Origin of the sequence: Bacillus sp. BR3(2024) (genome assembly GCF_039134555.1) — a bacterium.
Taxonomy (GTDB): Bacteria; Bacillota; Bacilli; order Bacillales; family Bacillaceae_G; genus Bacillus_A; species Bacillus_A cereus.
In genome coordinates, this window is sequence record NZ_CP152433.1 from 1,764,546 (window position 1) to 1,779,939 (window position 15,394).

Sequence of the window (15,394 nt, forward strand, 5' to 3'; positions counted from 1 at the left end):
TATATATTTGTGCCGAATGTAGAGGGTACTACAAGAGTTTTCCATTATCTATCGAATTAGTTAGTCATGATTACGGACAGGGGATTTTGGCGTGTTTGATTCTATCAGAAAGTAAAGTATGGGGAGGATCACAATGTCGATGAAAAAACGTAAGTGGCTAAAAACAATGTTTACTGGTTGTGTTTTAGGTTCGTTATTAATAACGGCAGCTTGTTCAGGAAAGAAAACAAGTACAGAGGATGAAAAAACGATTAAGGTAGGAGTCCTTGCTTCTTTAACAGGACCGCTAGAATCGTATGGAAAACAAACAGTGAACGGATTTGAATTAGGGTTAGATTATGCAACTGGTGGAACTGGGAAAGTAGATGGGAAAAAGATTAAGTTTGTTGTAGAAGATACAGAAACGAAAGCGGATGTAGCAGTTAAAAAAGCTACGAAGTTATTAGAAGAAGAGAAAGTTGATTTTTTAGTTGGATCGTCTAGTTCAAGTGATACGTTAGCGGTTTTACCACTGGCTGAAGAATATGAAAAGATTATGGTTGTAGAACCGGCAGTTGCGGATAGTATTACCGGGAAGAACTGGAATAAATATATTTTTAGAACTGGAAGAAGTTCCTCACAAGATGCGATTGCAGGAGCAGCAGCAATTGCGAAAAAAGATGTAAAGATTGCAACATTTGCCCCAGATAACGCTTTTGGTCGTGAAGGGATTGCTGCATTTAAAGCGGGTGCGAAAAAATTAGGTGCGAACATTGTGAATGAGCAATACGCGGATACAAATTCAACAGATTTTACAGCGAATATTCAAAATATCATTAGTTCAAAACCAGATTATTTATTTATCGTTTGGGCAGGGGCAAATTCACCTTGGAAACAGTTGAAAGATATGAATGTGGAAGCGCAAGGTATTAAAATTTCTACAGGTGCGCCAGATATACCAGCATTAAAAACAATGGATGCATTAGTAGGTATGCAAGGTTTTTCTGTATATTATCACACACTTCCAAAAAATAAAGTGAATGATTGGCTAGTTGAAGAGCATAAAAAACGTTTTAATGGTGCAGTGCCAGATTTGTTTACAGCAGGAGGAATGTCAGCAGCAATTTCTATTGTAGAAGCCTTAAAGAAAACAAAAGGTGATACAGATGTAGATACCTTGATTAAGAAAATGGAAGGAATGGAATTTGATACACCGAAAGGAAAGATGAAGTTTAGAGAGAAGGACCACCAAGCGATGCAGACACTGTATTCTATCACATTGAAAAAGCAAGACGGTGTTGATTATCCGGTGCCAGTGTTAGAGCGAGAATTAACGATGAAAGAAACAGAACCACCAGTTCAAAATAAATAGACTGAATTTTCTGTTGTTTTTGTATAAAGAGGGGGGACCCTCTTTATACATATTTCTTTCATACTCACGGCTTTAAAGGGAGGGATTTCGTGACACATTTGCTAGAGACGAAAAATCTTAGTGTATCTTTTGGTGAACATCAAGTTATTAAAGATGTAAATTTAACTGTCCAAAAAGGAAAGCTCATTTCTATTATTGGGCCAAATGGTGCGGGGAAGACAACGTTATTTAATTTACTAAGTGGACAGATTTCACCCACAACAGGTGAAGTGTATTTTAAAGGGCAAGATATTACAAAACTATCGATTTCAGATCGAACACGCTTAGGAATCGGTCGCTCTTTTCAGCTTACAAACATATTCCCAGAATTAACGGTACTTGAAAATGTCCGTTTAAGTGTTCAATCATTCGTACAAGATTACTATAGTTTTTTCCCGAGTTCAGCAAAATTAAAGCAACAAGTTGGAGAGGCGAGACGTTTCTTAAAAACAGTATTACTTCATGAAAAAGAGAACGTATTAGCGAAAGATTTGGCACATGGAGAGAAAAGGAAGCTAGAACTTGCGATGTTATTAGCTTTAAAAACGGATGTGTTATTACTTGATGAGCCGACGGCAGGTATTTCGGTTGAGGAAGTCCCTGCTATATTACAAGTGATTGAAAATATTAAGAAACATCCAGAGAGCACAATTGTACTTATCGAACACAAAATGGATATGATACTAGGTTTGTCAGATCATCTTATCGTTTTATTTCATGGAGAGTTATTGGCTGAAGGATTGCCAGAAGAAATTATGAAAGATGAGCGTGTACAAAGTGCTTATTTAGGGGGATTATATAGTGGCACTATTACAAGTGAATAATATAGAAACGTATTTAGATCAGTTTCATATTTTGCAAGGAGTATCTCTTGCTGTTGAGAAAGGGACGATTACTGTACTGTTTGGTAGAAATGGGGCAGGGAAAACAACGACATTACGTTCAGTGATGGGGTTTCACCGCATTGCAGATGGTGAAATTTATTATGATAGTGCAAAAGTGAGTGGATTACCTACACACTTAATTTCAAGGAAAGGAATAGGGTATGTACCAGAAAATCAAGGTATTTTTCATGATTTGACAGTAGAAGAAACTTTCGCTCTTGCTAGGGGAAAAGGTGAGGAAGTAGAAGGGAAAATAGAGTGGATGCTGGAACTATTTCCGGATTTAAAGCAGTTTTGGAATAAGAAAAGTGGGCTCTTGAGCGGAGGGCAAAAGCAAATGTTGGCTATTTCAAGAGCGTTTATTAATAGTGATGGATTATTACTTATTGATGAACCGAGCAAAGGGCTATCCCCGATAATGGTGGAGAAATTAATGGTAGCTATTTTGAAGATGAAAGAGAAAACAACAGTTTTACTTGTTGAGCAAAATTTTATGATGGCCAGTCAAATTGGCGATTATTTTTACATTATGGATAACGGACGAATTGTTCATAACGGTTTTATGAATGAATTAAAAAAGGATAAGGAAATGTGTCATAAATATTTAGGAATCTCTTAACATGAATCCGAGGTGAAAAGGATGGATGTGTTAATCAATTTATTTGTAAATGGGATTTCAACAGGGATGCTCATTTTTTTGTTAGCATCAGGTCTTTCACTTATTTTCGGTTTAATGAGCGTTTTAAACTTTGCACACGGTGGTTTATTTGCATGGGGAGCATTTACAGGTGTTTGGTTATTTAATGTGACAGGAAGTTATATATTAGCTTTAGTTGGAGCAGTAGCCATGGGAATGTTCCTAGGATTTATTTTAGAAAGGTTTCTTATTAGGCCGGTATATGGAAATCATGTTCGACAGCTGCTCGTTACGCTTGGAGGAATGCTCGTTCTTAGTGAGTGTATTAAAATATTTTGGGGGCCAAACCCTATTAGTGCAAAATTACCGTTATGGTTACAAGGAAGTTTTACATTCGGAGGTATTATATTAATTAAATATCGTCTATTTGTTATTTTGATTGGGATAATTATTTACATTGCACTACTACTATTACTCAAAAAGACGAAGATAGGTCTTATGATCCGTGCAGGTGTAATGGATAAAGAAATGGTTCAAGCGCTTGGTATTAATGTAAAAGCGATATTTTCTTTCGTCTTTTTATTAGGGGCAGGGATGGCAGCTTTGGGAGGATTCTTATTAGCACCGTATTCGGGCGTTATTTTCGCCGAGATGGGCATGCAGTATGCAATTTTAGCTTTTATAGTAGTAATTATCGGTGGATTAGGAAGCGTTCAAGGTTCAGCTATTGCTTCTTTAATTGTCGGATTAGCTGGTGCTTTTACAGCGTATTTTATACCAGATTTATCACTTGCAATTAATATGTTAATGTTACTATTTTTCTTAATAGTGAAGCCAACTGGACTTGTTGGTGAAAAGGGGTGAAATGGTGAACAACACATCGGACCGAATTAAAGTATACTTCGGAGTATGTATGCTCATTTGTTTAAGTGTATTTCCGTTCGTAAATGATTCACGGAGCCTGTTAATTTTGTTCACTCAAATCTTCATCTTTGCTATTTTTGCAATGAGTTTTGATGTATTGCTTGGGTATACAGGAATTGTATCGTTCGGTCATTGTATGTTCTTTGGGATAGGAGCATATGGGGTAGCGCTTTTATTTGATCGACAAGGCGTATCAATAACGAACTTTTTAATTGGAATAGTAGCTGCAATTATCGTTTCAGCAATCGTTAGTTATATAATTGGTTTGCTTTCTTTACGATTGAAAAGTCATTTTTATGCAATGTTAACACTTGCTATTTCACAGTTATTTTTTGTACTTGCTGAAAAATGGCGTGGGCTTACTCACGGAGGAGATGGTTTTACATTTGGTGTACCAGACGTATTCCGTGATCGTTTTACGTTTTATTATGTAACACTTATATGTTTACTTATCATTTTTTTTCTGTTACGTCTTTTCACCAAATCTTCTATTGGAAAAGTATTAAAGGCAATTTCCCAAAATGAGCAACGTGTTGAAGTACTAGGATATAAAGTGCTTCATTATAAAATTATTGCTAGCATTGTTGCAGGAGTAGTAGCTGCGATTAGCGGTGGTTTATTTGTTATCACATTGCGTTTTGTTAATACGACTGTATTTTCAATTGAAATGACATTAAATGCATTATTGATGACGATGATTGGTGGGGTTGGAACGTTAATAGGAGCAATTGCAGGAGCTGGAATTATTGAATCTCTAAAATATTATTTATCAGAACTAGCTACAGAGTATCCGATCTTTGAACGATGGACGATTATTCTTGGTTTATTGTACATTATCGTATTGCTAGTTTTCCCGAAAGGATTAGTTGGCACGGTTAAGGGACTGAAGAATATGAAACGGAATAAGAAGGAGAAAAGTGCAGAAGTGGAGCAAAATGTGTGAAAAATCAATTGTATAGAATATGAAAATCCCTCTTTTAGATTCATAAAGGAGGGATTTTTTATTAACCAAATAGTTCATCAGGGATTTGTTTGAAAGAGTTTTGATTTGTAAAAAAATGAACAGCTAATTTCTCAACTGGAAAATCTTCAATTGGTACCAATTTATCATTTTTAATCGGCAAAAAGGCTATCCCTTTTCCGTCCTGAATAAACTCTTCCATAAGCGAATAAGAATCTAATTGTTGAAGTTGACGCTGAGATAAATTATTTTCTTTTAGAAATTGTATCGTCTTATTTCTAAAAGGGCACTTTTTGTCATTACTAACGAAGAAGAGTTCCTTTGAATAGTCAAGGATACATTTTTCTTGATCTTTTAGTAAGCCTATAGAAATTGAAGTAGTAAATACTTTTTTAAAACCTGCACCAAAATCATCCTCATAAGTGATGACCATATCAACTTTTTGTTGCTGCAGTAATTTTGGCAAATGACTACTATTTTCTACATATATTTGATAATTCATGAAATTTTCTTTAATACGCTTACTTAAATAATTAGTCAAAATCGATTGTGACGTCGCGATTATATAAGAAGACCCACTTGTTTTAATTTTATCTTTCGCTTCTTCTAATAGAGTTAATATTTGATTCGTGTAATCTAATAAAATGTCACCAGAAGGTAATAAGGAAACGCCTTTGTTATCTCTATGTAGTAAGGGTGTTTCTAATTCTTGTTCTAATTTTTTGATTCTTTCAGTTACGTTCGGTTGAACATAACCTAACTCTTTAGCAGCTTTACTAATAGAACCCTCACTGGCTACAGTTTTGAATATAATAAGATCATTTATTTCCATATATCTCAGCCCCTTATGCACTATCATTATAAATGATACCAAACATAATTTATACCTATTTTACGTTAGCTACTTATCGATTTATCATAATGTATATAAGATTGAAAGCGAGTGATAAACATGATTGGAATGCAATATAAGGTCATTTTGCCAAAGGATTATGACATGGAAATTATTAAGAAAAGGGTAAAGGATAATGGTTATAAAACTGATGGTTTCCAAGCACTAAATTTTAAAGCTTATTTAATTACGGAAACGGAGAAAGACGGGAATTTTTATAACTGCTATGCACCTTTATATATTTGGAATGGGCATGAAGGGATGAATAAATTTATCTTTGAAGGGTATTACGATAATATTTTACAATCGTTTGGTTGGCAACAAATACATATAGGTGTTCCATTAGTTGTTAATCTAAGTGATGGATTTAAGAAAAGTAGATATGTTGTTGAATATGCAGGAAGTATTGCTCAAAGTAAAACGCTGATTGGGACTCAATTAAACATGATGAATGAAAATGTACAAAACAATGAAAAGTGTTTAGGGAATGTAATCGTTTATAATCCGGATAAATGGGGATATAGTAGGTTTGAGTTTTATGAAGAGAAGCCTGATATTATAGTAAATAAAGGTGCTACAGTATATGAGATTTTACACATTTCACGATGAAATTTTGTTGTATATTAAAAATAAGAAAAGGAATGAAAGTCTATGCCTTTTGTGAAGATTTATTATCCTGAAAACATATTAAATGAAGAAGAGTTGGAAAAAATGGGGGAATGTATCCATCTTTCGTTAATTGAACATTTTAACATCCCTGAAAATGATTATTTTCAAATGTTCTTACCTTACCAACAAAATAAATTTTTATATAATCCATATTATTTGTTGGAAAGAGGAGAAAAGAGAACAGAGAATATGATATATGTTTCTATTACATGTGGACCGGGAAGAACGGTGCAACAGAAAAAAGATTTGTATCAATCGGTATCTTTAAAAATTACGGAATATTCCGACGTTAAAACTTCGGATATTTTTATTACACTAAATGAGACAGCTGCTGAAAACTGGTCATTTGGTCAAGGAATAGCACAAATGGTGAAAATAAAGGGAGAAAAAAATGAAAAATGAACTTATTGAAGTACATATTAAAAAGAAAATGAGAGAAATGGCACCTGCATTTGCTCATTATAGTGAAAAGATATTATTTGAGGAAGTGTGGCGGGATGCCACTTTAACATTAAGGGAAAGAAGTTTGTGTACTGTGTCAGCACTAATCAGTCTCGGTAATACAGAACAATTACAATTTCATCTGAAGCTAGCTAAACAAAATGGGATTAAGGAGAATGAATTGGTTGCATTAATAACACATATGGCTTTTTACGTTGGTTGGCCAAAAGCTATGTCAGCTTTAAATATAGTAATGAATGAAATGAAAAGCTAAGAATAATGATAAGTAAGAATTCATGTTTATATGAATTCTTACTTATCATTATTTATGCAATACTCTATCGTTATATTTATTACATTTTCTCTTGCTTTTTTATCACTTGCGTAGTAAAGTGATAGTAAGATTAACGCTAGGAAGTGACAAAACATGCGTGATAATACGATAGGATCATTAATATGGTTACGTTTAATACGATTTACGAACCAAAGTAATCAAATGTCAAATGAGTTTTTAAAACGTTTTGATTTAACGACAGCTCAATTTGATGTGCTTTTGCAAATACGTACGTATCAACCACTAACACAAATGGAGTTAGCTGAAAAGGTAACTGTTACACAAGGTGGCATTTCTCGAATGTTAACTCGTCTTGAAAAAGAAGGATATATTGTACGAAAACAAGATTGGAAAACGAAAACAATTAGTCTTACAGAGCAAGGAGAAGCGGCTTTAGAGAGAGCATTGCCAGAGCAACTTGCATTTCAATCTTCGTTTTTTGATGATGTATTAAATGAAGAAGAGCAGAAAATATTATATGAGCTGATGACGAAAGTTCATAAGCATAGTGAAAAAAAAGAATTACCGCAAGAGTAATTTTTTTTACACCATCAATTGACTAATCAAGTGATGGTGTAGGTAATACGGAGATAAACTTGACTTACCAACGTTTTTAGAAAAAAACTAATACTACTTTATTAAAGGGGAGAGTAACTATGGAAAAATACCGTATAGATACAAGAAAAGGAATTGAGTTTGGATTATATTCAATTGGTGATCATGTTTTAAATCCACATAATGGGGACAAAATTACGCCAGAAAAAAGAATTCACGAACTAATTGAAACAGCTAAGTTAGCAGATGAGGCAGGACTTGATGTGTTTGCTGTCGGCGAAAGTCACCAAACACATTTTACAACGCAAGCTCATACAGTTATTTTAGGTGCGGTCGCGCAAGCTACGAAAAATATAAAAATTGCAAGTTCCGCAACGATATTAAGTACATCTGATCCAGTTCGAGTATATGAGGATTTCGCTACCATTGACTTGATTTCTAATGGACGTGCAGAAATTGTGGCTGGTCGTGGATCTCGTATTGGAGGATATAGTTTACTTGGTTATGACGTGAATGATTATGAAGAATTATTTGAAGAGAAGATGGATCTTTTATTAAAAATTAATAACGAGGAACATGTAACATGGAATGGACAGTTCAGAGCACCGCTCGCACATGCATCGGTTATTCCAAGAGCGAAAAATAATAACTTACCAATTTGGCGTGCAGTTGGAGGTCCACCAGCTAGTGCAATTAAAGCAGGACGTGCAGGTGTGCCAATGATGATAACAACACTTGGTGGTCCAGCAATTAACTTTAAAGTGTCAGTAGATGCTTACCGCGAGGCTGCTCAGCAAAGCGGATTTGATCCAGCTAGTTTACCAGTTGCGACAACGAGTTTATTTTATACGGCAAAAAATTCACAAGATGCACTTAGTGAATATTACCCTCACATTAATGCTGGTATGCTTACACTGCGCGGTGATGGGTATCCGAAACAGCAATTTACAAATGCAATAGATTACCGTGATGCTTTAATGGTTGGTAGCCCACAACAAATCATTGAGAAAATGCTTTACCAATATGAATTGTTTGGCCAACAACGCTTTATGGCACAAATTGATTTTGGCGGTGTACCATTTGATAAAATTGAGAAAAATATTGAATTAATTGCTACTGAAATTTTACCAGCCGTTAGAAAACATACAGCAAAATAAATAAAAAAACTGAGAGTTTAATCGACTCTCAGTTTTTTTATTTGTTCTGGAAAAATGACAAAAAAATGAACTTTTAGTCGAGGAAGAGGGAAGTTGTTTTCTATTTTTGAATAACATTATTTCGAGTTTGAATTTTGAAAATACATTTTTCTCTTGACAAAAAATAAGCATTTATCGTGGGTGCTTTCGAGGACATTTTTCCGAGTAAAAGTCAAGCGTATGAAGAAAAAACGATTGTTTTATAGATATAAAAGTAAGAAGTATATTGAAAAAACACATTTTGCTAATGAGAAAAATCTGATTCAAAAAAATGACAAAAGACATATTTCAGACAAAATGATGTCAATAATACGTCAAAAATAACCTGAATTTACTATGCAGGTATATTATACAATTCGATTAACGAATAAAACACTACAGAAATAGTGAAAAGGTAAAAAATAGCATTACAATAGTTTGAAAAACTGAAACTTCATATTTTTCGACAATACATACAAAATGTTTTTGTCTTTTCGTATTTCTTAATAATTGAGTTTGATAAGATTGCTCAATTAACTTTTATTATAAAAACTATGAAGGAAGTGATTTTAGTATGGAAACGCTCGAATTGGCACGAATACAGTTCGCATCAACAACGATTTTTCATTACTTTTTTGTTCCGCTGTCAATTGGTTTAGCTTTTATTATTGCGATCATGCAAACGTTGTATGTGGTAAAAGGGCAAGAAGTATATAAGAAGATGGCAAAGTTTTGGACGCAATTATTCCTTATTAACTTTGCAGTAGGTGTAGTAACAGGTATTTTACAAGAATTCCAGTTTGGTATGAACTGGTCAACGTATTCACGTTTTGTAGGTGATGTATTTGGTCCATCACTTGCGATTGAAGGATTACTGGCATTTTTCATTGAGTCTACATTCCTGGGTTTATGGGTATTCGGTGAGGATAAATTACCGAAGCGAATTCACTTAATGTGTATTTGGCTCCTTTCAATTGGAACGATGTTATCAGCATTCTGGATTTTAACTGCAAGTGCATTTATGCAGTCACCTGTCGGGTATGAAATGGCAGCTGATGGTCGTGCACAAATGAATGATTTCTTAGCCATTATTCAAAACCCACAACTATGGGTACAATTCCCGCATACAATTACAGCAGCAATTGCAACAGGTGCATTCTTTATTGCTGGTGTAAGTGCATGGAAAATTACAAAAGGACAAGAAACTGTAGTATTTAAAAAATCTTTCCGAATTTCTATCATTGTTGGAACAATTACAACGGCGCTTGTATTATTCTTCGGTCATGCACAAGCGCAACAATTAATTAAGACACATCCAATGAAGATGGCGGCAGCTGAAGCGCTATGGAATACAAGTGAGGATCCAGCACCATTTACAGTATTTTCGAAAATTGATACAGAGAAGAAAGAAAATTCGTTTGAAATTCAAATCCCTTATATGCTAAGTCTATTATCGTATGATAAGTTTAGCGGTCAAGTTGAAGGGATGAATCAAATTCAAAAACAATATGAGGAAAAATATGGACCTGGAGATTATATTCCTCCAGTGCATACAATGTTTTGGAGTTTTAGAGCGATGGTAATGAGTGGAACATTCATGCTTCTTCTAGGAGCTTACGGATGGTTCTTATCAAGAAAAGATCGTTTAGCGGAAAAAACGTGGTATTTAAAATTAATGGTGTATGCAATTTCTCTTCCATTCATCGGTAATACAGTAGGGTGGATTATGACTGAAATGGGTCGTCAACCTTGGGTTGTATTTGGTGTAATGAAAACAGAAGATGCTGTATCACCAAATGTAACATTCGGTGAAGTATTATTCTCACTTATTTCATTCACATCAATGTATTTAATTATGGGTGGAATTTGTGTGTACTTATTTGTTCGTACCATTAAGGGCCACACGAATAAGAAAACGAAAAAGGATTATCAAAGCCATGATCCATTTGATAAGGAGGAAGAGTATGTTATCTCTTAATGAGTTATGGTTTTTAGTTATTGCAATCTTGTTTGTTGGATTCTTCGTACTGGAAGGTTTCGATTTTGGTGTAGGAATGGTTTCGAGGTTTTTAGGAAAGAATGATTTTGAAAAACGAGTTTACTTAAATACAATAGGACCGTTCTGGCACGCGAATGAAGTATGGCTTGTTTGTGCTGGTGGAGCCATGTTTGCGGCATTTCCGCACTGGTATGCAACTTTATTTAGTGGTTTTTATATTCCATTTGTATTTATGCTTCTTGCTTTAATTTTAAGAGGTGTTTCCTTTAAATTTCGTGCGAAAATAGATAATCATAAATGGAAGAGCGCATGGGATTGGGGGATGTTTATTGGAAGTATGTTACCTCCTATCCTTTGGGGAGTTGCGATTGCAAACTTTATGGTAGGTGTACCTATTGATGAGAGTAAAAATGTTGTAGGTGGATTCTTGCAATTACTTCATCCATTTGCGTTACTTGGAGGAGTAATGTTTCTCCTACTATGTATTGTTCACGGATTACAATTTCTTACGATACGTACAACTGGTAAATTGAGAGAACGTGCACGAATTGCTGCAATAAAAATTGCACCATTTTCATTACTTACACTTCTTGTTTTTGCTGGTGTGGGGTTATGGAAAACCGACATTTTCACTGCTCATGGAACAGAATGGATTATGGTACCAATCGGAGCTTTTGTAGCACTATTAGTGTCCACTTTATTAAATAAAAGAAGAAGAGATGGTTGGGCTTTCTTTATGACGAGTTTAACGATCATTTTACTAAGTGCGAGTGTATTTATCGGTATGTTCCCACGTGTTATGATTAGCTCTTTAGGAGCAATGAATGATTTGACAATTTACAACGCAGCATCAGGAGCTTATGCATTAAAACTTATGACTTACTTTGCGATTGCTATTTTGCCTTTCGTTATCGGAAGTCAAATATGGAGTTATTATGTATTTAGACAACCTGTTAAGTCAGACAACGATTTGGAGTACTAATGAAAAGAAAAAGAGGACTTCCGTCTTATCCCGGTAGCCGTATTTTATATGTAGCGTTAACGATTATTAGTATTTTAGAAGCTTTTAGTATTATTGCGCAAACAATCTTTTTAGCACGAGCTATTACGTTTTTATTTCATGGAGAGACAGTACAAACAATATTAAGTGAAGTTGTTTATTTTGGTATCGCGTTTGCAGCGCGTAACATAGTAGTTCGAACATCACAAATATTAGTGGAACGTTTTGCTGAAAAAACAGGGTCGTTACTAAGAAAACAATTGATAGAGGCATATTTCACATTGGGTCCAAGGTATGTTCAAACTGTTGGAACTGGTCATCTGGTTACCTTATCAATTGAGGGGATTGAGAAATTTAAAACATATATTGAATTAACGATTCCTAAAATGATTAGAAGTAGTATCGTTCCAGGTCTAATTGTACTATATGTTTTTACGCTAGATATTGAGTCTGGAATCATTTTAGTTGTAACGATTCCTATCGTGATCATATTTATGATTCTTCTCGGATTAGCAGCGCAAAAAATGGCAGATAGTCAGTATGAGATATATCGTGTACTTTCGAATCATTTTGTAGATACGTTAAAAGGTTTAGAAACATTAAAGTATTTAGGGAAAAGTGAACAGCACGAAGGAAAGATTGAAAAAGTAAGTAAAAGATATAGAAAAGCAACGATGCGTACTTTGCGAGTTGCTTTTCTTTCTTCTTTTGCATTAGATTTCTTTACGAGTTTATCAATTGCGTTTGTGGCAGTTGGATTAGGGATACGTTTAATAGATGGAACGATTATACTATTACCAGCCCTTACAATTTTGATTTTAGCTCCGGAATATTTTCTGCCGATTAAACAAGTGGGAGCAAATTATCATGCGACATTAGATGGACAAATTGCGATGGAGCAAATAGAAGAGATTTTGCAACAACAAAAAGGAATACAAAAGAAAGATTTAAATGAAGATATAGTATGGAATGCCTCTAGTAGCTTGAAATTACAAGATATCAAAGTTAATAATGCTGAATCTGAAAAGGCTATATTAGAAGGAATTAATTTTACTTGGGAAGGTAACGGTGCTATTGGTGTTATTGGTGAAAGTGGTGCAGGGAAATCGACGTTAATCGACGTATTAGCAGGTTTTTTATCTCCTTCGAGTGGAAAGATGTTAGTAAATGGTGTAGAAGTTGATGGATCTACTCGTGAAGATTGGCAAAAAAATATTGCTTATATTCCGCAGCAACCTTATATTTTTCCGCTTTCATTAAAGGATAACATTCGTTTTTATGAAACAAATGCAACAGATGAAGAAGTTGAAAGAGTTATTAATGAAGTCGGCCTTCGTTCACTCGTTACATCACTTCCAAATGGGATACACGAAAGAATTGGAGAAGGTGGACGTATGCTAAGTGGCGGACAAGAACAGCGTGTTGCTATGGCGCGTGCGCTTTTAAGTAAAAAACCAATCATTTTATTAGATGAGCCTACGGCACATCTTGATATTGAAACCGAATTTGAAATAAAGCAAGCGATGTTACGTCTATTTAATGGAAAGTTAGTATTTTTAGCAACTCACCGTCTACATTGGATGAAACAAATGGACCATATTCTTATTCTAAATAAAGGGGAAATGAAAGAAAGTGGGACGTATGAAGAACTTTTAGAGAATGAGACATTACATTTTCATAGGGAAGAGAGGGGAGAGAAATGAGTAACTGGGTTAAACCTTATATAAAACAAAATAAAGGTAGAATGACTTTAACTATTTTCCTTGGTCTTCTTGGAGTTAGTTCAGGAGCGATGTTACTTTTTATTTCAGGTTATTTGATCTCAAAATCTGCCCTTAGACCAGAAAATGTAATGGCTGTATATGTTCCTATTGTTGCAACAAGAGCGTTTAGTATAGGGCAAGCTGTATTTCATTATATAGAGCGCCTAGTCGGACATGATGTCGTACTACGTATATTAGAAAAAATGAGAACGAGGCTATATAGAATAGTAGAACCACAGGCGTTATTTTTCCGTTCTCGATTTCAAACGGGTGATATGTTAGGAGTGTTATCCGAAGATATAGAGCATTTGCAAAACCTATATTTACGTACAATATTTCCTAGCATATTAGCGCTAGTTGTTTATAGTATCTTCGTACTTGTTATCGGTGCATTTGATTTTGTTTTTGCACTTATTGTAGGTTGTAAGTTAGCTATTATCGTTTTTCTTCTTCCGTTTGTATCATTACTTTTGATGAAGAAACATCATGTTACTTTAAAGCAAGGAAGAAACCGTTTGTATCAACAACTGACAGATGCTGTTTTTGGATTATCTGATTGGCAAGCAAGTGGTCGTAAAGATGAATTTATTAATGAGTATGTAAAACAAAATGATCAGTTGTTAAAAATCGAAAAGAGAGTGAAACGCTGGTATCATATTCGGGACAGTATCATTCAATTAGTAGTAGGTATTGTAGTTATTTCGATGATCATATGGACTGGGAATGAAGCGGCAAGTGAACAAATTGCTCCTACAGTTATCGCAGCTTTCGTATTAATGATTTTATCTGTAACAAACGCGCTTATTCCTATTGCAGATGCCATCGATCGAATACCGTCGTACGTAGAATCTACCCATCGTCTTAATGGCGTAGAAAGTGATAGTGTTTTACATGATGAAACGGATTTGCATGGAGAGAAAGATTATATTGAACCAAAACATGTAGATATTGAACTGAATCACGTATCGTATAGTTATCCAGATAGTAATGAGATTGTATTAAAAGATGTATCATTACAAATAAAAGCAGGGAAGAAAATTGCTATTTTAGGGAGAAGTGGGACAGGGAAATCTACTTTACTAAAATTATTAACAGGGGCGTTAAGCCCAGTAAATGGCCAAGTTGTATTGAATGGTGAACGAGCTCATACGAATCTTTTATCTAAATATATTTCTGTATTAAATCAAAAGCCGCATTTGTTTGATACGACAATTGGAAATAATGTACGAATTGGCAAACCAGAGGCGACGGATGAAAAGATATGGAAAGCTTTAGAGAAAGCACAATTAGCTTCACATGTTACTTCTCTTCCAGACGGATTACAAACAAAAATGCATGAAATGGGAAAGCGGTTTTCTGGTGGGGAAAGACAAAGGGTTGCTTTTGCTAGAACTCTTATGCAAGAAACACCAATTATTGTACTTGATGAACCGACTATCGGTTTAGATCCAAAAACAGAATTGTCTTTAATCGAAACAATGTTTTCTGCAACGGAAGAAAAGACGGTTATTTGGATTACGCACCATCTTGTAGGAATAGAACATGTAGACGAAGTTATATTCCTTGATCGTGGCCAAATTGTCATGCAAGGTAGTCATAAACAACTTCTGAAAGAAAATGAAAAGTATCGTAAACTTTATGAGTTAGATAAAGGAATATGATTTGAATAAGCAATAATTGTAAAAATAGCTACGCCTAATGGTGGAGCTATTTTTTTGTTAGATTGCAGGTGTATATGATTGTTACGAATTAAAAATGAATTTCATATTA

The 15,394-nt window shown here is 34.6% G+C and carries 15 protein-coding genes; 14 read left to right on the forward strand and 1 reads right to left on the reverse strand.

The genetic code is table 11. The features are described 5' to 3' along the window. Window positions 1–133 precede the first annotated feature (133 nt). The 5 genes from V7S45_RS09165 (at window position 134) to V7S45_RS09185 (ending at window position 4,778) form a co-directional block, all read left to right on the forward strand. A complete protein-coding gene (locus tag V7S45_RS09165; protein ID WP_000061996.1) occupies window positions 134–1,351 on the forward strand; it encodes a substrate-binding domain-containing protein in 1,218 nt (405 codons plus the stop codon). A gap of 89 nt (window positions 1,352–1,440) precedes the next feature. Beyond that, window positions 1,441–2,214: an ABC transporter ATP-binding protein gene (locus tag V7S45_RS09170; RefSeq protein ID WP_000149338.1), complete on the forward strand. Its 774-nt coding sequence runs from the start codon at window positions 1,441–1,443 to the stop codon at window positions 2,212–2,214. Continuing rightward, entirely contained in the window at window positions 2,192–2,893 is a 702-nt protein-coding gene (locus V7S45_RS09175) for an ABC transporter ATP-binding protein (RefSeq protein WP_001196696.1), read from the forward strand. Before V7S45_RS09170 ends, V7S45_RS09175 begins: the two co-directional genes overlap by 23 nt. Window positions 2,894–2,914: 21 nt before the next feature. Then, on the forward strand, window positions 2,915–3,775 hold the full coding sequence (locus V7S45_RS09180; RefSeq protein WP_000382805.1) for a branched-chain amino acid ABC transporter permease: 861 nt from the start codon (window positions 2,915–2,917) through the stop codon (window positions 3,773–3,775). Window positions 3,776–3,824: 49 nt separating this feature from the next. Continuing rightward, window positions 3,825–4,778 carry a branched-chain amino acid ABC transporter permease gene (locus V7S45_RS09185; protein ID WP_342761911.1) on the forward strand — a complete coding sequence of 318 codons (954 nt, stop codon included), beginning with the start codon at window positions 3,825–3,827 and terminating at the stop codon, window positions 4,776–4,778. 61 nt (window positions 4,779–4,839) lie between these two features. Here V7S45_RS09185 and V7S45_RS09190 read toward each other — a convergent pair whose 3' ends face one another. After that, window positions 4,840–5,628, reverse strand: a complete 789-nt coding sequence (locus tag V7S45_RS09190; RefSeq protein WP_000405003.1) for a LysR family transcriptional regulator — start codon at window positions 5,626–5,628, stop codon at window positions 4,840–4,842. 120 nt (window positions 5,629–5,748) lie between these two features. Here V7S45_RS09190 and V7S45_RS09195 point away from each other — a divergent pair, with 120 nt between their 5' ends. The 9 genes from V7S45_RS09195 to cydC all read left to right on the forward strand — a co-directional run bounded on the left by V7S45_RS09195 (window position 5,749) and on the right by cydC (window position 15,285). Next, a complete protein-coding gene (locus V7S45_RS09195) occupies window positions 5,749–6,297 on the forward strand; it encodes a DUF4865 family protein (RefSeq protein ID WP_000579893.1) in 549 nt (182 codons plus the stop codon). Window positions 6,298–6,339: 42 nt separating this feature from the next. Further along, window positions 6,340–6,759: a tautomerase family protein gene (locus V7S45_RS09200; RefSeq protein ID WP_227900849.1), complete on the forward strand. Its 420-nt coding sequence runs from the start codon at window positions 6,340–6,342 to the stop codon at window positions 6,757–6,759. Beyond that, window positions 6,749–7,072, forward strand: a complete 324-nt coding sequence (locus tag V7S45_RS09205) for a carboxymuconolactone decarboxylase family protein (RefSeq protein ID WP_000787196.1) — start codon at window positions 6,749–6,751, stop codon at window positions 7,070–7,072. The genes V7S45_RS09200 and V7S45_RS09205 overlap by 11 nt, the downstream gene beginning before the upstream one ends. Window positions 7,073–7,225: 153 nt before the next feature. Continuing rightward, entirely contained in the window at window positions 7,226–7,669 is a 444-nt protein-coding gene (locus V7S45_RS09210) for a MarR family transcriptional regulator (protein WP_001205523.1), read from the forward strand. 119 nt (window positions 7,670–7,788) lie between these two features. Beyond that, window positions 7,789–8,844 (forward strand): LLM class flavin-dependent oxidoreductase, encoded by a 1,056-nt coding sequence (locus V7S45_RS09215; protein WP_000417543.1) that lies wholly within the window; start codon window positions 7,789–7,791, stop codon window positions 8,842–8,844. Between the two features lie 592 nt (window positions 8,845–9,436). Continuing rightward, window positions 9,437–10,840 (forward strand): cytochrome ubiquinol oxidase subunit I, encoded by a 1,404-nt coding sequence (gene cydA, locus V7S45_RS09220; RefSeq protein ID WP_000448870.1) that lies wholly within the window; start codon window positions 9,437–9,439, stop codon window positions 10,838–10,840. Next, entirely contained in the window at window positions 10,827–11,843 is a 1,017-nt protein-coding gene (gene cydB / locus V7S45_RS09225) for a cytochrome d ubiquinol oxidase subunit II (RefSeq protein WP_000950085.1), read from the forward strand. The genes cydA and cydB overlap by 14 nt, the downstream gene beginning before the upstream one ends. Further along, complete coding sequence (cydD, locus tag V7S45_RS09230; protein ID WP_342761753.1) at window positions 11,843–13,564, forward strand: thiol reductant ABC exporter subunit CydD; 1,722 nt, start codon at window positions 11,843–11,845, stop codon at window positions 13,562–13,564. Before cydB ends, cydD begins: the two co-directional genes overlap by 1 nt. Beyond that, window positions 13,561–15,285, forward strand: a complete 1,725-nt coding sequence (gene cydC / locus V7S45_RS09235; protein ID WP_342761754.1) for a thiol reductant ABC exporter subunit CydC — start codon at window positions 13,561–13,563, stop codon at window positions 15,283–15,285. The genes cydD and cydC overlap by 4 nt, the downstream gene beginning before the upstream one ends. The last annotated feature ends 109 nt before the right edge of the window (window positions 15,286–15,394 follow it).

Excerpts from the sequence above, each read along its gene's own strand:
- cydC (WP_342761754.1), top strand. The coding sequence starts at position 13,561 with ATGAGTAACTGGGTTAAACCTTATATAAAACAAAATAAAGGTAGAATG.
- V7S45_RS09180 (WP_000382805.1), top strand. The coding sequence starts at position 2,915 with ATGGATGTGTTAATCAATTTATTTGTAAATGGGATTTCAACAGGGATG.
- V7S45_RS09195 (WP_000579893.1), top strand. The coding sequence starts at position 5,749 with ATGATTGGAATGCAATATAAGGTCATTTTGCCAAAGGATTATGACATG.
- V7S45_RS09210 (WP_001205523.1), top strand. The coding sequence starts at position 7,226 with ATGCGTGATAATACGATAGGATCATTAATATGGTTACGTTTAATACGA.
- V7S45_RS09190 (WP_000405003.1), bottom strand. The coding sequence starts at position 5,628 with ATGGAAATAAATGATCTTATTATATTCAAAACTGTAGCCAGTGAGGGT.
- V7S45_RS09215 (WP_000417543.1), top strand. The coding sequence starts at position 7,789 with ATGGAAAAATACCGTATAGATACAAGAAAAGGAATTGAGTTTGGATTA.
- V7S45_RS09200 (WP_227900849.1), top strand. The coding sequence starts at position 6,340 with ATGCCTTTTGTGAAGATTTATTATCCTGAAAACATATTAAATGAAGAA.
- cydB (WP_000950085.1), top strand. The coding sequence starts at position 10,827 with ATGTTATCTCTTAATGAGTTATGGTTTTTAGTTATTGCAATCTTGTTT.
- cydD (WP_342761753.1), top strand. The coding sequence starts at position 11,843 with ATGAAAAGAAAAAGAGGACTTCCGTCTTATCCCGGTAGCCGTATTTTA.
- V7S45_RS09185 (WP_342761911.1), top strand. The coding sequence starts at position 3,825 with ATGCTCATTTGTTTAAGTGTATTTCCGTTCGTAAATGATTCACGGAGC.
- V7S45_RS09165 (WP_000061996.1), top strand. The coding sequence starts at position 134 with ATGTCGATGAAAAAACGTAAGTGGCTAAAAACAATGTTTACTGGTTGT.
- V7S45_RS09205 (WP_000787196.1), top strand. The coding sequence starts at position 6,749 with ATGAAAAATGAACTTATTGAAGTACATATTAAAAAGAAAATGAGAGAA.
- cydA (WP_000448870.1), top strand. The coding sequence starts at position 9,437 with ATGGAAACGCTCGAATTGGCACGAATACAGTTCGCATCAACAACGATT.